Below are 15,313 nucleotides of genomic sequence, written 5' to 3'. Positions count from 1 at the left end.
ACGCCTGGAAGCGCTTCCACCGCAAGCGGTGGTTCCTCGGGGTGGTGGGGGCTGGAGGGTCAAAACGGGTTCAAGACCCGATCGGGCACTGGGTCCGGCGGGGCGGGGCTGCCACGCTGGGGACGGCAGCGGACGTGAGGAGTTGGACCGTGGACGAGGGCGCCGCCGGCGGGGTCGGGCAGAGGGTCGCCGCGTTGCGGAAGTTGCTGGGGCTCAAGCAGCACCAGCTCGCCACGGCGGCGCACGTGAGCATGAGCCTGGTGAAGAAGGTGGAGGCGGGGCACGCACCGGCGTCACCGTCGTTCACCGCCGCCTGCGCAAAGGCGTTCGGGGTGGAGGTGACGGTGTTGACGGGGCAGCCCTACGAGGAGCTGACGGTCGACACCAGGCAGGACTTCGCCGGGATTCCCGAGCTGCGCCGGGCCCTCGACCGCTACGACGACCCCCAGCTGGACGGACCGGTGTGGGACGCGGTGCGGTTGCGCGCGGCGCTCGACGAGGGCGAGGCGCTGAGCCGCAGGAGCAGGTACTCCACCGTGGCGGAGCGCCTGCCGCTGCTGCTCCAGCACCTGTACGCGAACCTGGCCGAGGCTTCGGACAGTGCCGCGATCCTGGAGGCGCACGCCCTCCTCGACGACGCTTACAGCCTGATAGCGGGGATCACCTACCGGTTCGGCTACCTGGACCTGACCGCGCTGGCGCGTGATCGGATGATCCACTCGGCGCGGCAGTCCGGCGATCCGCTGCGGGTCGCGGTCGCGCAGTTCTACCGGTCGACCTTGCAGCTCCACCGGGGTGACTACGACCTCGGGATGCGCAGCGTCGACCGCGCCCTGGCGCTGGCCGGGGAACAGGGCACGCCCAAAGGACTGGCCGTCGTCGCCCAGCTCCACCTGCGCCAGGCCATCTTCGAGGCGCGCCGGGGCAACGCGCAGGATGCGGACTCCCACATCGACGAGGCGCGTGACGTCGTCTCCCGGGGCGTACCGGTGGCCCCCTACTTCGGCCTTCGCGCCAACCGCGCCAACGTGGAGATCCACTCCGTCGCGGTGCCGGTGGAGATGTCGGACGGCACGAAGGCGGTCACCCGCGCCGAGAAGGTGCACCTGCCGGTGGGTGACCCCGACGAGTCGACCAGGATCGGCCACCACCACATCGACGTGGCGCGGGCCTGGGTCCTGCACGGTGACCGGGAGAAGGCCCTCCGATCGCTGTACACCGCCCGTGCCGTCTCACCCCAGCAGACCCGGTACCACCCGGCCGTCCGCGAAACCCTGCACGCCATCGCCGCCGCCGACCGGCGCGCCACCGACTCCCTGGCCGGATTCGCCCGCTGGGCGGGCGTCAAGGTCTGACGCACCAAGCCTGGAAGCGCTCTCACACGGGTGTCACACTGGTCCGGTGGCCCGGGAGGCGTGGCGCGGCGCGAAGCTGGCGGACGTGGCGCGTGCCGCCGGCGTGTCCCCGGCGACGGCGTCGCGCGCCCTGAGCGGTCGCGGTCCGGCCTCCGCCGCCGTGCGGGCGCGGGTCGCCTCGGCCGCGCGGGAACTCGGCTACGTGCCCAACGCCGCCGCCCGCGCCCTGGCCACCAGGGGCGGGCCGCGGGTCGCGGTCGGCGTCGGCGGTCGGAGCGCGCACGTGCTGGCCGATCCCTACGTCGCACGCGTGGTCGCGGCCGCGGCGAGGGTGGCCGGGGCGCACGAGGCCGGCGTGTCGCTGCACTGGCTGCCGCTGCACGACCCCGGCGCGCTGGCGCGGTTGGGCGAGGACCGGGGCGTCGGCGGCATCGTGGTGGTCAACCCGACGCCGGAACTGCTGGCCGCCGTGCCGAGGGCGGCGCGTGGTCGGGTCGCGGCCATCGGCGTCGGCACGCGCGAGGTCCCGGCGTTCGACGTCGACAACGGCGGCGGCACCGCGAGCGTGGTGGCGCACCTGCTGTCCTCCGGTCGGCGGCGGATCGCGATGGTCACCGGGGCGGCGTGGCTGCCGTGCGTCCGGCGGGCGGTCGACGCGTACGAGCGGCTGGTGGGTGGGGCGGGCTGCCCGGCCAGGGTGGTGCCGGGCGACTTCACCGCGGCCCGGGGCGAGGTCGCGGCGCTGGAGGTGCTGGCCCGCTGGCCGGACACCGACGCGGTCTACGCCCTGGGCGACCTGAGCGCGTTGGGCGCGCTGGGCGCGTTGCGGCGGGCGGGGGTGGACGTGCCCGGCGACGTGGCGGTGGCGGGCTTCGACGACCTCGCGGTGGCGTCCCCGAGCCGCCTGACCACCAGCACCAACCCGGTGGAGGAGATCGCCGCCGGGGCCGCCGTGGCGGTGCTGGACCGGTACCGGGGCGTCCCCGAGCGGCTGTACCCGTCGACGCTGGTGCTGCGCGACAGCGCCTGAGCGTTCCGGACCCGGCGGAGCGGGCGATCCCCGATACTCGACGCTCCCGAGCCCCCGTCCGGAAGCGAGAACCATGCAGCGCAACCTCTTGTGGGCGGCGATCGCCCTCGTCGGCGCCACCGCCGTCCTGCTCGTCGTGCCGATCTGGTTCCTGAACGCGGACCAGTACCAGGCGCTGGCCACCGGCGTGCAGGCGCTGGGCGTCACCGTCGCGCTGGTCTTCGGCGCCGGCACGCTCCTGTCCGACACCCGGAACCGCAGGGTCGACCGGGCGCTGGCCCTGCACGCCGAGCTGACCACGGGTGACGTGCAGGCCGCCCGGGTCCGCCTGCTCCTGCGCCTCCAGGCGACCCGGGAGGAGGGGAAGGTCCGACCGGTCTCGCTGGACCGGCTGCGCACCGACGGGGAGTTCGCCGCCTACGCCGACCCGGCGCAGGGCAGGCCGATCCGGGACGCCAACGTGGTGCTGCGGCACTTCGACCGGGTCAACGCGGCGCGGGTCGCCGGCATCGTCGACCTCCCGTTCCTGCACGAGCTGATCGGCGTCCACGCCCTGTGGTGGGACCGGGCGATCACGCGTGACGAGAACGAGCCCCTCCTGCGCCGCGGCCTGGCGGAACTCGCGACCTGGGTCGAGCGGCACAGCCGCACCGAGGCGCGGGGCGCCCACTACCTGGAGGGGTGGGCCAGGTACCTGCGCCGCGACTTCGCCGAGCCGGGGGAGGACCCCGCCGCCCTCCGGTGAGCACCGGCTCCATCTGACACTGTCATCTTGACAGTGTCAGATGGATGGGGCAGCATCGTGCCCGTGAGCGACGAGGAGCTGTGGACGATCGAGCAGCTCCCGGACCGGGTCGCCGCGCTGCTGGCCGACAACTACGACGGCCAGCGCAGCGGCCGGGTGCGGGAGCTGCCCAACGGTCGTGCCATCCGCTGGTACACCACCATCGGGCTGGTGGACCGGCCGGTGGCGCACCGGGGGCGCACCGCGCTGTACGGGCGGCGTCAGCTGCTCCAGGTCGTGGCGGTCAAGAAGCTCCAGGCGGCCGGGCACACGATCGCGGAGATCCAGGGGATGACGGTCGGCGCGTCCGACGCGCGGTTGGCGGAGCTGGCGGGGGCGGCCGGGTCGCCGGGGTCTGCCGGGACCAACGGGCGGCCCGGGGCTGCGGCGGAACCGGCCCGCAGCGCGGCGTTCTGGCGCGAACGGCCCGAAGCGCCGCCCGACGTCGAACCCGCCACCGCGACCGCCACCCCACCCGCCGTCGTCCCCGCCCTTCGCCTCGCGGACGGCGTCACCCTCGTGCTCCACACCGCCGACCGCGCCCCCGACGCCGCCGACCTCGCCGCGATCCACGCCGCCGCGGCACCCCTGCTCGACCTGCTCACCCGCACGGGTCTGGCCCCGACCACTGGAGAGGACAACGGATGACCACCCGTATCGGAGTCGTCGAGACCACCGGGGACCACCGGCCCACCGAGGACGACGGCCTGGGCTGCCTGCGCACCGAGCGCGGCAACCTCCCGCTGGAGGCCCTGGACGTGCACGCCACCGTCACCGGCCTCGCCTCGCGCACCACCATCACCCAGACCTTCCACAACCCGCACGACGAGCCGCTGGAGGCGACCTACGTCTTCCCGCTGCCCGCCCGCGCGGCGGTGACCGCGCTGCGCGTGGAGGCCGACGGCCGCGTGGTCGAGGGCGTGCTCAAGGAGCGGGGCCAGGCCAGGGCCGACTACGACCGGGCCCTGTCCGACGGCAAGCGCGCCGCCATCGCCGAGGAGGAGCGGCCCGGCGTGTTCACCACGCGCGTCGGCAACGTCGTCCCCGGTGAGCGGGTCACCGTGCGGCTCACCCTGGCCGGTGTCCTCGCCTACGAGGACGACACCGCCGAGTACCGCCTCCCGCTGGTCGTGGCGCCCCGCTACGTCCCCGGCGCGCCGCTGCCCGGCGGCCAGGTCGGCGACGGCGTCGCCCGGGACACCGACGCGGTGCCGGACGCCTCCCGGATCAGCCCGCCGGTGCTGCTGCCCGGCTTCCCGAACCCGGTCCGCCTCTCCCTGGTGGTGGACGTGGACCCGGCCGGCCTGCCGCCCGCCGAGCCGTCGGCCAGCCTGCACGCGACCGTCACCGAGGAGACCGCCACCGGCTACCGGATCACGGTCGAGCCGGGCGCGCGGGTGGACCGGGACTTCCTGCTGCGCCTGCGCTTCGCCGACGCGGGCGCGGTCCGCACGTCGCTGGCGGTGCGCCCGGACGAGGACGGGACCGGCGGCACGTTCGCGCTGACCGTGCTGCCGCCGGAGGGCGCCGGGCGCGAGCGGGGCCGGGACGTGGTGCTCGTGCTGGACCGGTCGGGCTCGATGCACGGCTGGAAGGTCGTCGCGGCGCGCCGGGCAGCCAGCCGCGTGGTCGACTCGCTCGGCGCGCGCGACCGGTTCGCCGTGCTGGCGTTCGACAACCACCTGGACAGCCCCTCGACGCTGCCCGACGGGCTCGCCGAGGCGACCGACCGCAACCGCTACCGCGCGGTGGAGTTCCTGGCGGGCCTGGAGGCGCGGGGCGGCACCGAGATGCTCGCCCCGCTGCGCCGGGCGGCCGAGCTGCTCGGCGGGGAGACCGGGCGGGAACGCGTGCTGGTGCTGGTGACCGACGGGCAGGTGGGCGACGAGGACCGGTTGCTGCGCCAGGTCGCGACCGGGCCGGCGGGCGTGCGCGTGCACACCGTGGGCATCGACCGGGCGGTGAACGCGGCGTTCCTGCAACGGCTCGCCGGCTCCACGGGCCGTTGCGAGCTGGTCGAGTCCGAGGACCGGCTGGACGAGGCCATGCGGCAGATCCACCACCGCATCGGCGCGCCCGTGCTGACCGGCCTGGACGTGCGACCCGCCGGCCTGGCCGTGGACGTGGCGTCGCTGGCGCCCTCGCCGCTGCCCGACCTGTTCCCCGGCGCGCCGGTGGTGGTCACCGGGCGGTACGCGGGTGGGCCGACCGGCGGGGTCGAGGTCACCGGCTCGGGCGGCTGGCGGCAGCGGGTGGACGCCGTGACCAGCGACAACGCCGGGTTGACCGCGCTGTGGGCCAGGGCGCGGGTGCGCGACCTGGAGGACCGGTACGTCGTGGGCGCGGGGGACCCCGGCGAGCTGGAGCGGCGGATCGTGGAGACGTCGCTGCGCTTCGGCGTGCTGTCCCGGTTCACCGCGTTCGTGGCGGTGGACGAGCGCGTGGTGAACGAGGGCGGGCGGGTGCGGCGGGTCACGCAGCCGGTCGAGCTGCCCGACGGCTGGGCTACGCCGGACATGTCGGTGGGTGGTGGTTACGGCGCGGCGGCCGGGATGCCCGCCTCCTTCGCCGCCGCGCCCGCCCTGATGTCCGGGCCGCCGGCGGGGGGAGTGCTCCGCAAGCGCACGGGGCGGCCCGGGGGGATGCCGGACCTGCCGAGGCCCGGTGCGCCGGTGCCTGCCGGGCCGGTGTCCGACGCGCCGGTGCCCGCCCTGCCCTCGCCTGCCGGGCCCTTGCCTGCCGGGCCGGTGCCTGCTGCGCCCTCGCCTGCCACGCGGCCGTCCGCCGTGCCGAAGCCCGTCGCGCCGCCGTCGCCGGTCGCGCCGCCGGAGCCCGCCCCGAACGTGGCCGAGTTCCTCATCGACGTGCTGGCGCGGCTGCGCGGCGCGGACGACCCGCGCGCGCACGCGACCCTGCTGCGCCGCCTGCACGAGGCGATCACCCGCCACCTGCCCGCGTGGGAGGCGGCCGGCGCGCCCGCCGAGCTGACCGGAACGCTGACCGGGCTGGCCGCCGCGCTGGCGGTCCCGACCACCGACCCGGCGGAGGTCGAGCGCAGGCTGCGACTGGCGATCACGACCCTGGAGCCGCTGGTCGAGCCGCGTCGGCGCAAGCCGTTCTGGAAGCGGTGACCCCCGGGGAACGGCGGGCCGGGCGTGCCGGCCCGCCGTTCGACCGGATCAGGCCACCGGGTGGAACGTGACGGTGAAACCGGTGCACTGGCGGCACTGCCGGACGACCTGGTTGCCCGGTTCGGTGTCGTGCCGGGACCACGCGTACGCCTTGGGGCAGCGGGAGGACAGGGCGTTGCTGTAGGCGGTCCTGGCGTCGCGGTTCGGGTTGGTGCACAGCATCGGCCTGCCGTCGGCCCACCGGGTCAGGTTCTCCGGCGGGCAGTACGGGAGCAGGTCCTCCGGGCAGCCCACGGCGGTGCACTCGGTGGAGCCGGGTGGCGTCACCCCGTCCCGGGCCTCGATCGTGATCGGCAGCGAGAAGGCGTTGACGTAGCTGACGTTGTACCAGGGCGCCAGCCAGTCCTCGCGGTCGAAGTTGAACTCGGCCAGGCTCGCGGGCCGCTCGCCGGTGGTGCAGCGGTCCGACAGGGGGCCGCAGTCGCCGACCCGGCAGCGGAACGTGCTGCCGGACGTGCCGGTGCAGTCCTGGCGGGCGAAGAACTTGCCGCGCCAGTGGTTCGGCGTGCCCGACTCGGGGATGGTGATGGTGGCCGACCGGCCGTGGGCCAGGGTGGGCAGGCCGGTCAGGGCGCGCGAGCCGTCGGCGTTGACCGTGCTGCCGATCCACACCGCGCGGCCGGACCGGTTGACGAAGGTGACGGTGTGGTCGGCCGCGGCGGTGACGGGCGGCGCGACCACGGCGAGGGCGGCGATCGCGGTGACCACCGCGCACAGGAACTTGCGCATCGCTCCTCCGGGACGGGTCAGGCGACGGACCGGTAGGCCACGCCGGTGGCGTTGGGCGTGGTGCCGTCGTAGAGGCCGGTCGGGCTGGTGCGCGTGGACAGCGAGAACCACGCGAACCGCTCCACGTAGGACAGGCCGTTGAGCATGGCGCTGGAGCGGCGGACGAAGTCGGACTGCCGGGCCTGGTCCGGGTACACCGGCCGCGGGCCGGTGAAGTCGATCAGGCCGTACTCGGTGAGCCAGATCGGTTTGCGGTAGCGGTTGTAGACCGCCTGGACGTAGCTCTGGAGGTGCCCGGTGGCGGCGGCCGAGAAATCACTGCCGTACCAGTGCAGCGGGATGAAGTCGACGCGGTAGCCGCGCGCGGCGGCCCCGCTCATGAACCGGTCGAGCCAGCCGCCCGCGCGGTCGCCGCCGAACGCGACGGCGGGCGCGCCGAGCCTCATGCCGGTGGCCTGGAGGCGCGGCCAGAGGGCCAGCGCCTGCTCGACCGACATGTTCGCCTGGCCGGCCATGTCGGGTTCGTTGAAGCCGAGCAGGGTCGTGCCCAGGGACCGGGCCCGGTTGAGCTGGGCGTCGTCGACCGCGCCCGCGCCCCAGATCATCGGCACGAACTCGACGCCGGGCGGTGTCGTGACGCCCTGCGTGTCGGACGCCCAGGTGTAGTACCAGCCGGCCCGCACGTCGACGAGCGCGGCGGAGACGCCGGGGTGGTTGTTGACGCTCACGCCCTTCTTCGTCGCGACGGCCGCGGCGGGGGTGGTGAGCACGCCGAGGGCGGTGAGCGCCGCCAGGGCGAGGGCGAGCAGTGGTCGTGGGCCTCGCATGCGCCTTGTTCCTCCATGATCGGCATGGTCGAACGGGAACCACGTGCGCGGCGACGGACGTGAGAGCGCTTCCACCAGGGTGGCCGGTGGTCTGGACCGCTGTCAACCGGCCGGGAGCGGGATCATGCGCACCGCTCGCATTTTCCGGGACGGGTTGGTGTTCGACCGCGAATTCGAGTCGAATTCTGTATCACGGGAAATTTTTTGTTCCGACGATGTGTCCGGCTTTCATGATCTGTTGTTGTCCGGCGCTTCGGAAGACTCTTCACGAGTTGCGCGGCCTCTGCTACGGTCCATTTACTGGGAGCGTTCCCATAACCCGCCGCCACAGTGTTCCAACAGGAATCGGAGATGCCGGTGAAGTCATCTTCACAGCAATCCTGGAAACGGGGATCCCGTCGTGGGACCACGTTGGCGGCGGTGGTCGCCCTCGCCTCGGCGATGGTGCTCGGCGCGGGTCCCGCCACCGCGGACGTCAGTGCCGCGGCACGGGTCGACAACCCGTACGCCGGCGCCTCGGTGTACGTCAACCCGGACTGGTCGGCCAAGGCCCGCGCCGACGGCGGGTCCGCCATCGCGAACCAGCCGACCTTCGTCTGGATGGACCGGATCGCCGCCATCAACGGCACGTCGGGCGCCCGCGGCCTGCGCGCGCACCTGGACAACGCGCTGAGCCAGGCCGCCGGGCGGCAGATGGTGGTCCAGTTCGTCATCTACAACCTGCCGGGTCGCGACTGCGCGGCGCTGGCGTCCAACGGCGAGCTCGGCCCGGACGACCTGCCCCGGTACAAGACGGAGTACATCGACCGGATCGCCGCGATCATGGGCGAGTCGAAGTACGCCAACCTGCGGATCGTGACGATCATCGAGATCGACTCGCTGCCCAACCTGGTGACCAACGTCGGCAGCCGGCCGACCGCCACGCCCATGTGCGACCGGATGCTGGCCAACGGCAACTACGTCAACGGCGTCGGCTACGCGCTGGCCAAGCTCGGCGCGATCGGCAACGTCTACAACTACATCGACGCCGCCCACCACGGCTGGCTCGGGTGGGACGACAACTTCAGCGCCGCCGCGACGCTGTTCGCCCAGGCCGCCCGCGCCTCGGGCAGCACGGTCAACAACGTCACCGGGTTCATCTCGAACACCGCCAACTACGGTGTTCTCAAAGAGGACCACTTCACCATCAACGACACCGTGAACGGCACCTCGGTGCGCCAGTCGAAGTGGATCGACTGGAACCGGTACACGGACGAGTTGTCGTTCGTCCAGGCGTTCCGCACGCAGTTGATCAGCGCCGGTTTCCCGTCGAACATCGGGATGCTGGTCGACACCTCGCGCAACGGGTGGGGCGGCTCCCAGCGCCCGACCGCCAAGGGCCCGACCACCAGCGTCGACGCCTACGTGGACGGCGGCCGGTACGACCGGCGCATCCACCTGGGCAACTGGTGCAACCAGTCCGGGGCGGGCATCGGCGAACGCCCGCGCGCGAACCCGGCGAGCGGTGTCGACGCCTACGTGTGGGCCAAGCCGCCGGGCGAGTCCGACGGCGCGAGCCGGGAGATCCCGAACGACGAGGGCAAGGGCTTCGACCGGATGTGCGACCCGACCTACACCGGGAACGCCCGCAACGGCAACAACCGGCCGGGCTCGCTGGCCGACGCCCCGCTCTCGGGGCACTGGTTCTCCGCCCAGTTCCGGCAGCTGGTGGCGAACGCCTACCCGCGCCTCTGACGACCGGTCGCGCCCAGGTCGTGGGCGCGTCCCCGAGGGCCCTCGCAGCGTCGCGAGGGCCCTCGGGCACGTGTGCCGGGGGCTTGACCGGCGGGTGGTCGGGTGCGGCGGGCCTGCCCGGCCCGGCGGCGAGCTGCCCGGTGCGGTGGCGGTGGCGTGGGCAGTGCAGCGGCGCGGCGGTGCCCGGAGGCAATCCGTCCGGGTAAGGAGCGCCGGTCCGCGGTGCCGTGCGCCCCGGTCGGCGGCAGGATGGCGGGTATGCGACGCACCACCCTGCTCGTCGCCGCGTTCGCGGCCCTGTCCCTCCTGCCCGCCCCGGCCGCGGCCCACCCGGCCCGGACGACCGACGCGACCTACCACAACGACGCCGCCACCCCCGGCGCCGACCCGTTCGTGCTCTTCGACCGCCCCAGCGGCCACTACTACGCCTACTCCACGGAGGGCGCGGACCCCGGCCACCACTTCGCCGTCTACCGCTCGCCCGACCTCGCCACCTGGGAGCAGCTCCCCGGCGGCGCGCTGGTCGCCGGGCAGGACGGGGACTGGGCGCACGACTGGTTCTGGGCGCCCGAGGTCTACCACAACCCCGACACCGGCCTGTACTTCCTGTTCTACGCGGGCCGGATGAACCGCGGCGTGGCCGAGCACTTCCGGTACGCGGACTTCGAGGAGCCGTGCAAGGTGGGCGTCGCGGTGTCGCGCTCGCCGGCCGGGCCGTTCCGCGACATCGCGGAGGCGCCGCTGGACTACTACCCGTACGACCCGGCCTACCACGACGTCAACCTGATCATGGACGCCGAGCAGAAGAAGCCACCCGCCACGCAGGAGGAGGGCCGCACCGCGCCGCTCGGCACCTACATCCCCTACATCGACCCCAACGTCTTCTTCGACGCCGACGGCCGGATCTACCTCTACTTCTCCCGCAACGCCTACCGGAACTGGGTGTGGGACACCGACCTCGGCAAGTACGTCGAGGAGTCCAACATCTACGCCGTCGAGCTGACCGGCGACTGGTGGCGCGACCCCACCGGCCGGACCATGCCCGCCATCGCGCCCGCGTACCGCGACAGCAACCGCGCGCCGGAGGACCCGCCGAACGTCCGCAAGGACGGCTACGTCCCCGTGCTGGCCTACGGCTCCGACAAGCAGGGGTGGGAGAACGCGCACGTCCACGACTACGCCAAGTCGGGCGGGCAGAAGAAGGACCGCCGCTGGGCCGAGGGCTCGACCACGATCCGGACCCTCGACGCGCGGGGCAACCCCCGCTACCACCTGACCTACTCGGCCAACAACTACGAGAACGAGTTCTACGGCGTCGGCTACGCGACGGCCACCGGGCCGCTCGGACCGTGGCGCAAGAGCCCCGCCAACCCGGTGCTGTCCCAGGACCCCGCCCAGGGCCTCTACTCGACCGGGCACGGCAGCATCATCGGCTCACCGGACGGCGAGCAGCTCTACTACGTCCACCACGGGCGGCCGTCCACCACGTCGTCCCGCGCGCTGTACACCTCACGCCTGCACCTCGGCGCGGAGCTGTCCATCGACGCGTCCACATCGGACGAACCGCTGCCGTCGGGGGTCGGACCGCTGGGGATGCGGGCCGACGAGCGGGTGCTGCGCCCGCGCGCCGGCGGCTCGGCGACCACGACGGTGCGCGTGACGAGTGCGCGCGGCGGCGAGTTTGACCTGGCGAACCCGCAGAACCGCGTCCACGCGGTGCTGCGACCGGCCGACGCGGGGACCGTCGTCGTGCGGGGCGACCAGGTCACCGTCACCACCACCGGCCACCGGGCCGCCCGGCTCACCCTGACCTACCAGCGGCGACTGGCCGACGGCGGCTACCGCGACGTGGCCAACACCGGACCGCGCCACAGCGCGCCCGTGCGGGTCACGATCCCGGTGTCGGGCCGCCGCTGACCGGTGGCGCGGCCCGCTCCCGGGGATCGACCGGGAGCGGGCCGCGCCCCGTCACGGGGAGTTCAGCGCCGCGATCCGCTCCCGGGCCAGTTCCCGCAACCGCGACGGCGGCTCGGCCTGCTGCTGCGCCGTCGCGGCCGCCGTTCCCCGGCCCACCGGTCCGGCGACGGGGTGCACCTCGTCCTCGCCCGGCAGCGGGACGCCGGGGCAGACGATGTCGCCCGGCCGCGAGTTCGCCAGCAGGAACACCTCGACCACGCCGTCCACGCAGGGGTTGCCGCCCAGCGCGTACTGGCCGTGGAACGGCGAGTCGTCGACCAGGACCGCGGTGACCCCGGGCGCCGCCCGCAGGGCCGACCTCGCCTGCTCGTACCCGGTCTGCGGGTCGAACTCGGCCTGCACGACCAGGACCCGCCCGGAGACCGACGCGGGCAGCGTGGGCAGCGTTTGGCGCGGGGCGTCGGACCAGTGGCCGCACGGCTCGGACAGGCCGTAGGCCCAGCCGAACAGCGGGTACCGCGGTCCCTGGCGGTCGCTCAACCGCCGGTACCACGAGGCCGACCTGGTCGGCTGGTCACCGCACGCCACGGCGAACCGGGTGCCGCCGACCGCGGTGTAGTCCTCGGCCCGCGTCGCCGCGGCGGCGGTCGCCGCGGTCAGCCCGGCCACCGGCACGCCGAACCGGGCCAGCGACGCGGCGTCGAGCCGCTCCCGCAGCCGGGGGTTCGCGATCCCGGGCGCGGTGCCCTCCAGCTCGGCGGCGCCGAGCACCAGCAGGAGCGCGGCGAGCGCCCACCTGATCTCGCTGCCCATGCCGACGAACACCGCGTCGTAGGTGTCGGGCGCGAGCAGCCCCCGGGCGTCGTAGAAGGCGCGGACCCGCTCCCACACCCGCTTCGCCTCGGCCCCGGACCCGCCCAGCAGGTCCGGGAACTGCCGGCTCGCCCAGGGCAGGAACACCTGGTCGACGTGGCGCTGGTTGATGGCGGGGAAGGCTTCGAAGGCGGCCTGCAACCGGCCCTGCCAGTCGACGCTGGAGTCCAGCACCACCTTGCCTGCGGCGTCGGGGAACAGCGAGGCGTACTTCGCGCCCAACCACGTGCCGTAGGAGTACCCGAGGTAGTTCAGCGAGGACTCGCCGAGCAGCCGCCGCACCAGTTCCACGTCGTGCGCGGTCTGCCACGTGGTGATGTAGGGCGTGAGGGCCTGGCCCTGGCACGCCTCCGCGATGGCGCGGGGAGCCTTCAGGTGCTCGGTGACGCTGTCCGCGGAGCGGTCGCGCGCGTCGAGGTCGGTGCGCGTGGACAGGCGTCCGGTCGGGACGGAGCAGACGAGGCCCCGCTGCTCGGGGGCGGTGCCGCCCTCCTGCCCGGTGCCCCGGGGGTCCATCCCGATGATGTCGTAGCGCTCGTTGAGCGCGGGCCGCAGCGCGGCGAGCACCCCGGCCAGCGAGGTGCCCTGACCGCCGGGGCCACCCGGGTTGACCAGGACCGCGCCACCGCGTTCCCCGGTCGCGACCACCCTGCTGATCGAGACCGCCAGGTCCGGCCCGGCACCCGGGGCGGCCCAGTCCCGGGGGACGGTGACCAGGGCGCACTCGGCCGGTCGGACGTCCTCACCGGGCGGGAACGCGCACGGTCCCCAGGACAGCTGTTGACGCTCGTGGTCGGCGAACGGGTTCCCGGCCTCGGCGGTGGCGGTGATCGGGGTGATCCCGCCGAGCACGAGGGCTGCCGCGGTCAGCGCGGACGCGGCGGTGGTGGTGGACCTGGGCACGGCACCTCTTCGGTCGGCGGTGTGGGCACAGCCATGCTGTCCGCACCGCCCCGGCCGTCACCACGGCCGGCCGACGGGAGTAGCCGTCTTTCCCTGGTCCTTTTGGCCGAGGCGCGACGAGGTGTCACCGCCCCGGCCCCCGCCCCACCGGCGGGCCTCGAAGATCCTCAGAAGATCAGGATGAGCAGCAGCATGATCCCCGCGACGATGGCGATCGGCACGATCGGCACGCTGCCGGGACGTCGGCGGTGGTGGCTCTGCACCGTGGTGGTGCGGAAGAAGCTGTGCGGCAGGCGACGGCGGTGCCGGCTGACCCAAGGCATGGTGCGCTCCCGATCTCGTCGAGGTCCGTGTTGGGCACCGGTTACCCGATCGGAGCGCTCCGGACACCTCGGTTGCCGTTGGGCGATCGCGCGGTGGAGGGCGGGCCGGGGTGGGGACCCCCGGCCCGCGTCGCCCGGACCTCAGCGCACCTGGTGCAGCCACCCGTCCACGTCCGGCACCCGACCGTGCTGGAGGTCGACCAGCGCCGTGCGCAGGCTGCGGGTCACCGGGCCCATCTCGCCGTCGCCCACGGTGAAGTCGCCCTCGACGTCCTTGACCTGCCCGACCGGCGTCACCACCGCCGCCGTGCCGCAGGCGAACACCTCGGTGATCTCCCCGGCCTCGCACTCGGCCCGCCACCCGTCCACGGACACCGGGCGCTCCGCCACCCGGTAGCCCAGGCGGGCCGCCACGCGCAGCAGCGAGTCGCGGGTCACGCCGGGCAGCAGGGTGCCGGTCAGCGGGGTGGTGAACACCTCCGCGCCCGGACCGCTGCCGCGCACGAAGAACAGGTTCATGCCGCCCATCTCCTCGACCCAGCGGCGCTCGGCGGCGTCCAGCCACACCACCTGCTGGCACCCGGCCTGCTGCGCCCGGCGCTGCGCCACGAACGACGGCCCGTAGTTCGCCGCGCACTTCACGTCGCCCGTGCCGCCGGGCATGGCCCTGGCCTGGTCGCGCGACACCAGCACCGACACCGGGCGCACCACGTCGCCGAAGAAGCCGCCCGCCACGAACGCCATCACCAGGAACCGGTACTCCTCGGACGGTCGCAGCATGAGGTTGGCGTCCGTGCCGAACATCAGCGGGCGCAGGTACAGGCTGTGGTCGGGGTCGTCGGACAGCTCGCCCTGGTCGGCGGCGACCACCGCGTCCACGCCCGCGACGTACAGGTGCTCGGGCAGGTCGGGCATCGCCAGGCGGGCGGCCGAGCGGTTGAAGCGGCGGGCGTTCTCCCACGGCCGGAACACCGCGACCGAGCCGTCCTGCTGCCGGAACGCCTTCATGCCCTCGAAGATCACCTGGCCGTAGTGCAGGCCGAGCGTCGCCGGGTGCAGCGAGAGGTCCGCCAGCGGCTGGAGGCCGCCGTCGTGCCAGCCCAGGTCGGGGGAGTAGCGCAGGCTGTACATGTGGCTGGTGAACGCGTCGCCGTGGCCGGGGGACTTGACGGCGGGCGCGGCGGCGGGCTTGTTCAGGACGGAGGTCATGACGGGCTCCTCTTGCGGCAGAAGGGAAGGGGGATCAGGCCAGGGGGGTGGAGAAGAAGGTCTCGCGCTCGCTGAAGCGGTCGTCGTCGGCGGCGAGGGTGAAGAACTCGGCGTAGCGCCAGCCCGCCGGGGTGCCGTCGCGCAGCACGCCCTCGAACGTGCCGCGCACCGCGACCCGGTCGCCCTCGCGCACCACCGACTCGACCCGGTGCGTGCTCTCCTTGATGACCCGCTCGTGGGTGTAGAAGTGGGCCACCTCGTGCCGCCCGACCAGCGGCGGGTAGCCGGGGCGGTGGTAGACGGCGTCCTCGGTGAACAGCGCGACGAGGGCGGGCACGTCGCCGGCGTCGATGCGCCGGTAGAACTCGTGCACCAGGGCGGTGGTGGTGGCCGGGGTGGTCGTGGCGGTCAGGGCGGTGGTCACGGGGTTCCTCCGGG

The 15,313-nt window shown here is 74.0% G+C and carries 13 protein-coding genes; 7 read left to right on the top strand and 6 right to left on the bottom strand.

Features of this window, described 5'->3' with window-relative positions:
• The first annotated feature begins 149 nt into the window (after positions 1 to 149).
• The 5 genes from Q5530_RS00525 to Q5530_RS00505 all read left to right on the top strand — a co-directional run bounded on the left by Q5530_RS00525 (position 150) and on the right by Q5530_RS00505 (position 6,300).
• Positions 150 to 1,355, top strand: coding sequence for a helix-turn-helix domain-containing protein (locus Q5530_RS00525; protein ID WP_415359917.1), 1,206 nt, complete (start codon positions 150 to 152; stop codon positions 1,353 to 1,355).
• 46 nt (positions 1,356 to 1,401) lie between these two features.
• On the top strand, positions 1,402 to 2,385 hold the full coding sequence (locus tag Q5530_RS00520) for a LacI family DNA-binding transcriptional regulator (protein WP_415359916.1): 984 nt from the start codon (positions 1,402 to 1,404) through the stop codon (positions 2,383 to 2,385).
• A 73-nt stretch (positions 2,386 to 2,458) separates the two neighbouring features.
• Complete coding sequence (locus Q5530_RS00515; protein ID WP_415359914.1) at positions 2,459 to 3,130, top strand: hypothetical protein; 672 nt, start codon at positions 2,459 to 2,461, stop codon at positions 3,128 to 3,130.
• Positions 3,131 to 3,193: 63 nt separating this feature from the next.
• Positions 3,194 to 3,817: a MerR family transcriptional regulator gene (locus tag Q5530_RS00510; protein WP_415359913.1), complete on the top strand. Its 624-nt coding sequence runs from the start codon at positions 3,194 to 3,196 to the stop codon at positions 3,815 to 3,817.
• A complete protein-coding gene (locus Q5530_RS00505; RefSeq protein ID WP_415359911.1) occupies positions 3,814 to 6,300 on the top strand; it encodes a VIT domain-containing protein in 2,487 nt (828 codons plus the stop codon). The genes Q5530_RS00510 and Q5530_RS00505 overlap by 4 nt, the downstream gene beginning before the upstream one ends.
• 48 nt (positions 6,301 to 6,348) lie before the next feature.
• Here Q5530_RS00505 and Q5530_RS00500 read toward each other — a convergent pair whose 3' ends face one another.
• Entirely contained in the window at positions 6,349 to 7,089 is a 741-nt protein-coding gene (locus tag Q5530_RS00500) for a thaumatin family protein (RefSeq protein WP_415359909.1), read from the bottom strand.
• A gap of 17 nt (positions 7,090 to 7,106) precedes the next feature.
• The gene (locus tag Q5530_RS00495; protein WP_415359907.1) at positions 7,107 to 7,916 is read right to left on the bottom strand and encodes a glycoside hydrolase family protein; all 810 of its coding nucleotides are present in this window, start codon (positions 7,914 to 7,916) and stop codon (positions 7,107 to 7,109) included.
• Positions 7,917 to 8,336: 420 nt separating this feature from the next.
• Here Q5530_RS00495 and Q5530_RS00490 point away from each other — a divergent pair, with 420 nt between their 5' ends.
• Together Q5530_RS00490 and Q5530_RS00485 are read left to right on the top strand one after the other, a co-directional pair.
• A complete protein-coding gene (locus tag Q5530_RS00490) occupies positions 8,337 to 9,650 on the top strand; it encodes a glycoside hydrolase family 6 protein (protein WP_415359905.1) in 1,314 nt (437 codons plus the stop codon).
• Positions 9,651 to 9,908: 258 nt separating this feature from the next.
• Positions 9,909 to 11,567: a family 43 glycosylhydrolase gene (locus Q5530_RS00485; RefSeq protein ID WP_415359903.1), complete on the top strand. Its 1,659-nt coding sequence runs from the start codon at positions 9,909 to 9,911 to the stop codon at positions 11,565 to 11,567.
• A gap of 51 nt (positions 11,568 to 11,618) precedes the next feature.
• On the opposite strand, the gene Q5530_RS00480 is transcribed toward Q5530_RS00485, so the two are convergent.
• The 4 genes from Q5530_RS00480 to Q5530_RS00465 all read right to left on the bottom strand — a co-directional run bounded on the left by Q5530_RS00480 (position 11,619) and on the right by Q5530_RS00465 (position 15,299).
• A complete protein-coding gene (locus tag Q5530_RS00480) occupies positions 11,619 to 13,343 on the bottom strand; it encodes an alpha/beta fold hydrolase (RefSeq protein WP_415359902.1) in 1,725 nt (574 codons plus the stop codon).
• Between the two features lie 167 nt (positions 13,344 to 13,510).
• On the bottom strand, positions 13,511 to 13,666 hold the full coding sequence (locus tag Q5530_RS00475; protein ID WP_380639868.1) for a hypothetical protein: 156 nt from the start codon (positions 13,664 to 13,666) through the stop codon (positions 13,511 to 13,513).
• Between the two features lie 141 nt (positions 13,667 to 13,807).
• Positions 13,808 to 14,875 (bottom strand): branched-chain amino acid aminotransferase, encoded by a 1,068-nt coding sequence (locus Q5530_RS00470; protein ID WP_415359901.1) that lies wholly within the window; start codon positions 14,873 to 14,875, stop codon positions 13,808 to 13,810.
• Positions 14,876 to 14,909: 34 nt separating this feature from the next.
• Positions 14,910 to 15,299 carry a nuclear transport factor 2 family protein gene (locus Q5530_RS00465; RefSeq protein ID WP_415359899.1) on the bottom strand — a complete coding sequence of 130 codons (390 nt, stop codon included), beginning with the start codon at positions 15,297 to 15,299 and terminating at the stop codon, positions 14,910 to 14,912.
• Positions 15,300 to 15,313: the final 14 nt, after the last annotated feature.

Source organism: Saccharothrix sp. BKS2 (genome assembly GCF_047689505.1).
In the GTDB taxonomy this organism is placed as follows: Bacteria; Actinomycetota; Actinomycetes; order Mycobacteriales; family Pseudonocardiaceae; genus Actinosynnema; species Actinosynnema lopnurensis.
This window is presented reverse-complemented; position numbering and strand designations above follow the sequence as displayed.

Coding starts and splice junctions, on each gene's coding strand:
- Q5530_RS00495 (WP_415359907.1), bottom strand. CDS start 7,916: ATGCGAGGCCCACGACCACTGCTCGCCCTCGCCCTGGCGGCGCTCACC.
- Q5530_RS00475 (WP_380639868.1), bottom strand. CDS start 13,666: ATGCCTTGGGTCAGCCGGCACCGCCGTCGCCTGCCGCACAGCTTCTTC.
- Q5530_RS00515 (WP_415359914.1), top strand. CDS start 2,459: ATGCAGCGCAACCTCTTGTGGGCGGCGATCGCCCTCGTCGGCGCCACC.
- Q5530_RS00485 (WP_415359903.1), top strand. CDS start 9,909: ATGCGACGCACCACCCTGCTCGTCGCCGCGTTCGCGGCCCTGTCCCTC.
- Q5530_RS00500 (WP_415359909.1), bottom strand. CDS start 7,089: ATGCGCAAGTTCCTGTGCGCGGTGGTCACCGCGATCGCCGCCCTCGCC.
- Q5530_RS00505 (WP_415359911.1), top strand. CDS start 3,814: ATGACCACCCGTATCGGAGTCGTCGAGACCACCGGGGACCACCGGCCC.
- Q5530_RS00470 (WP_415359901.1), bottom strand. CDS start 14,875: ATGACCTCCGTCCTGAACAAGCCCGCCGCCGCGCCCGCCGTCAAGTCC.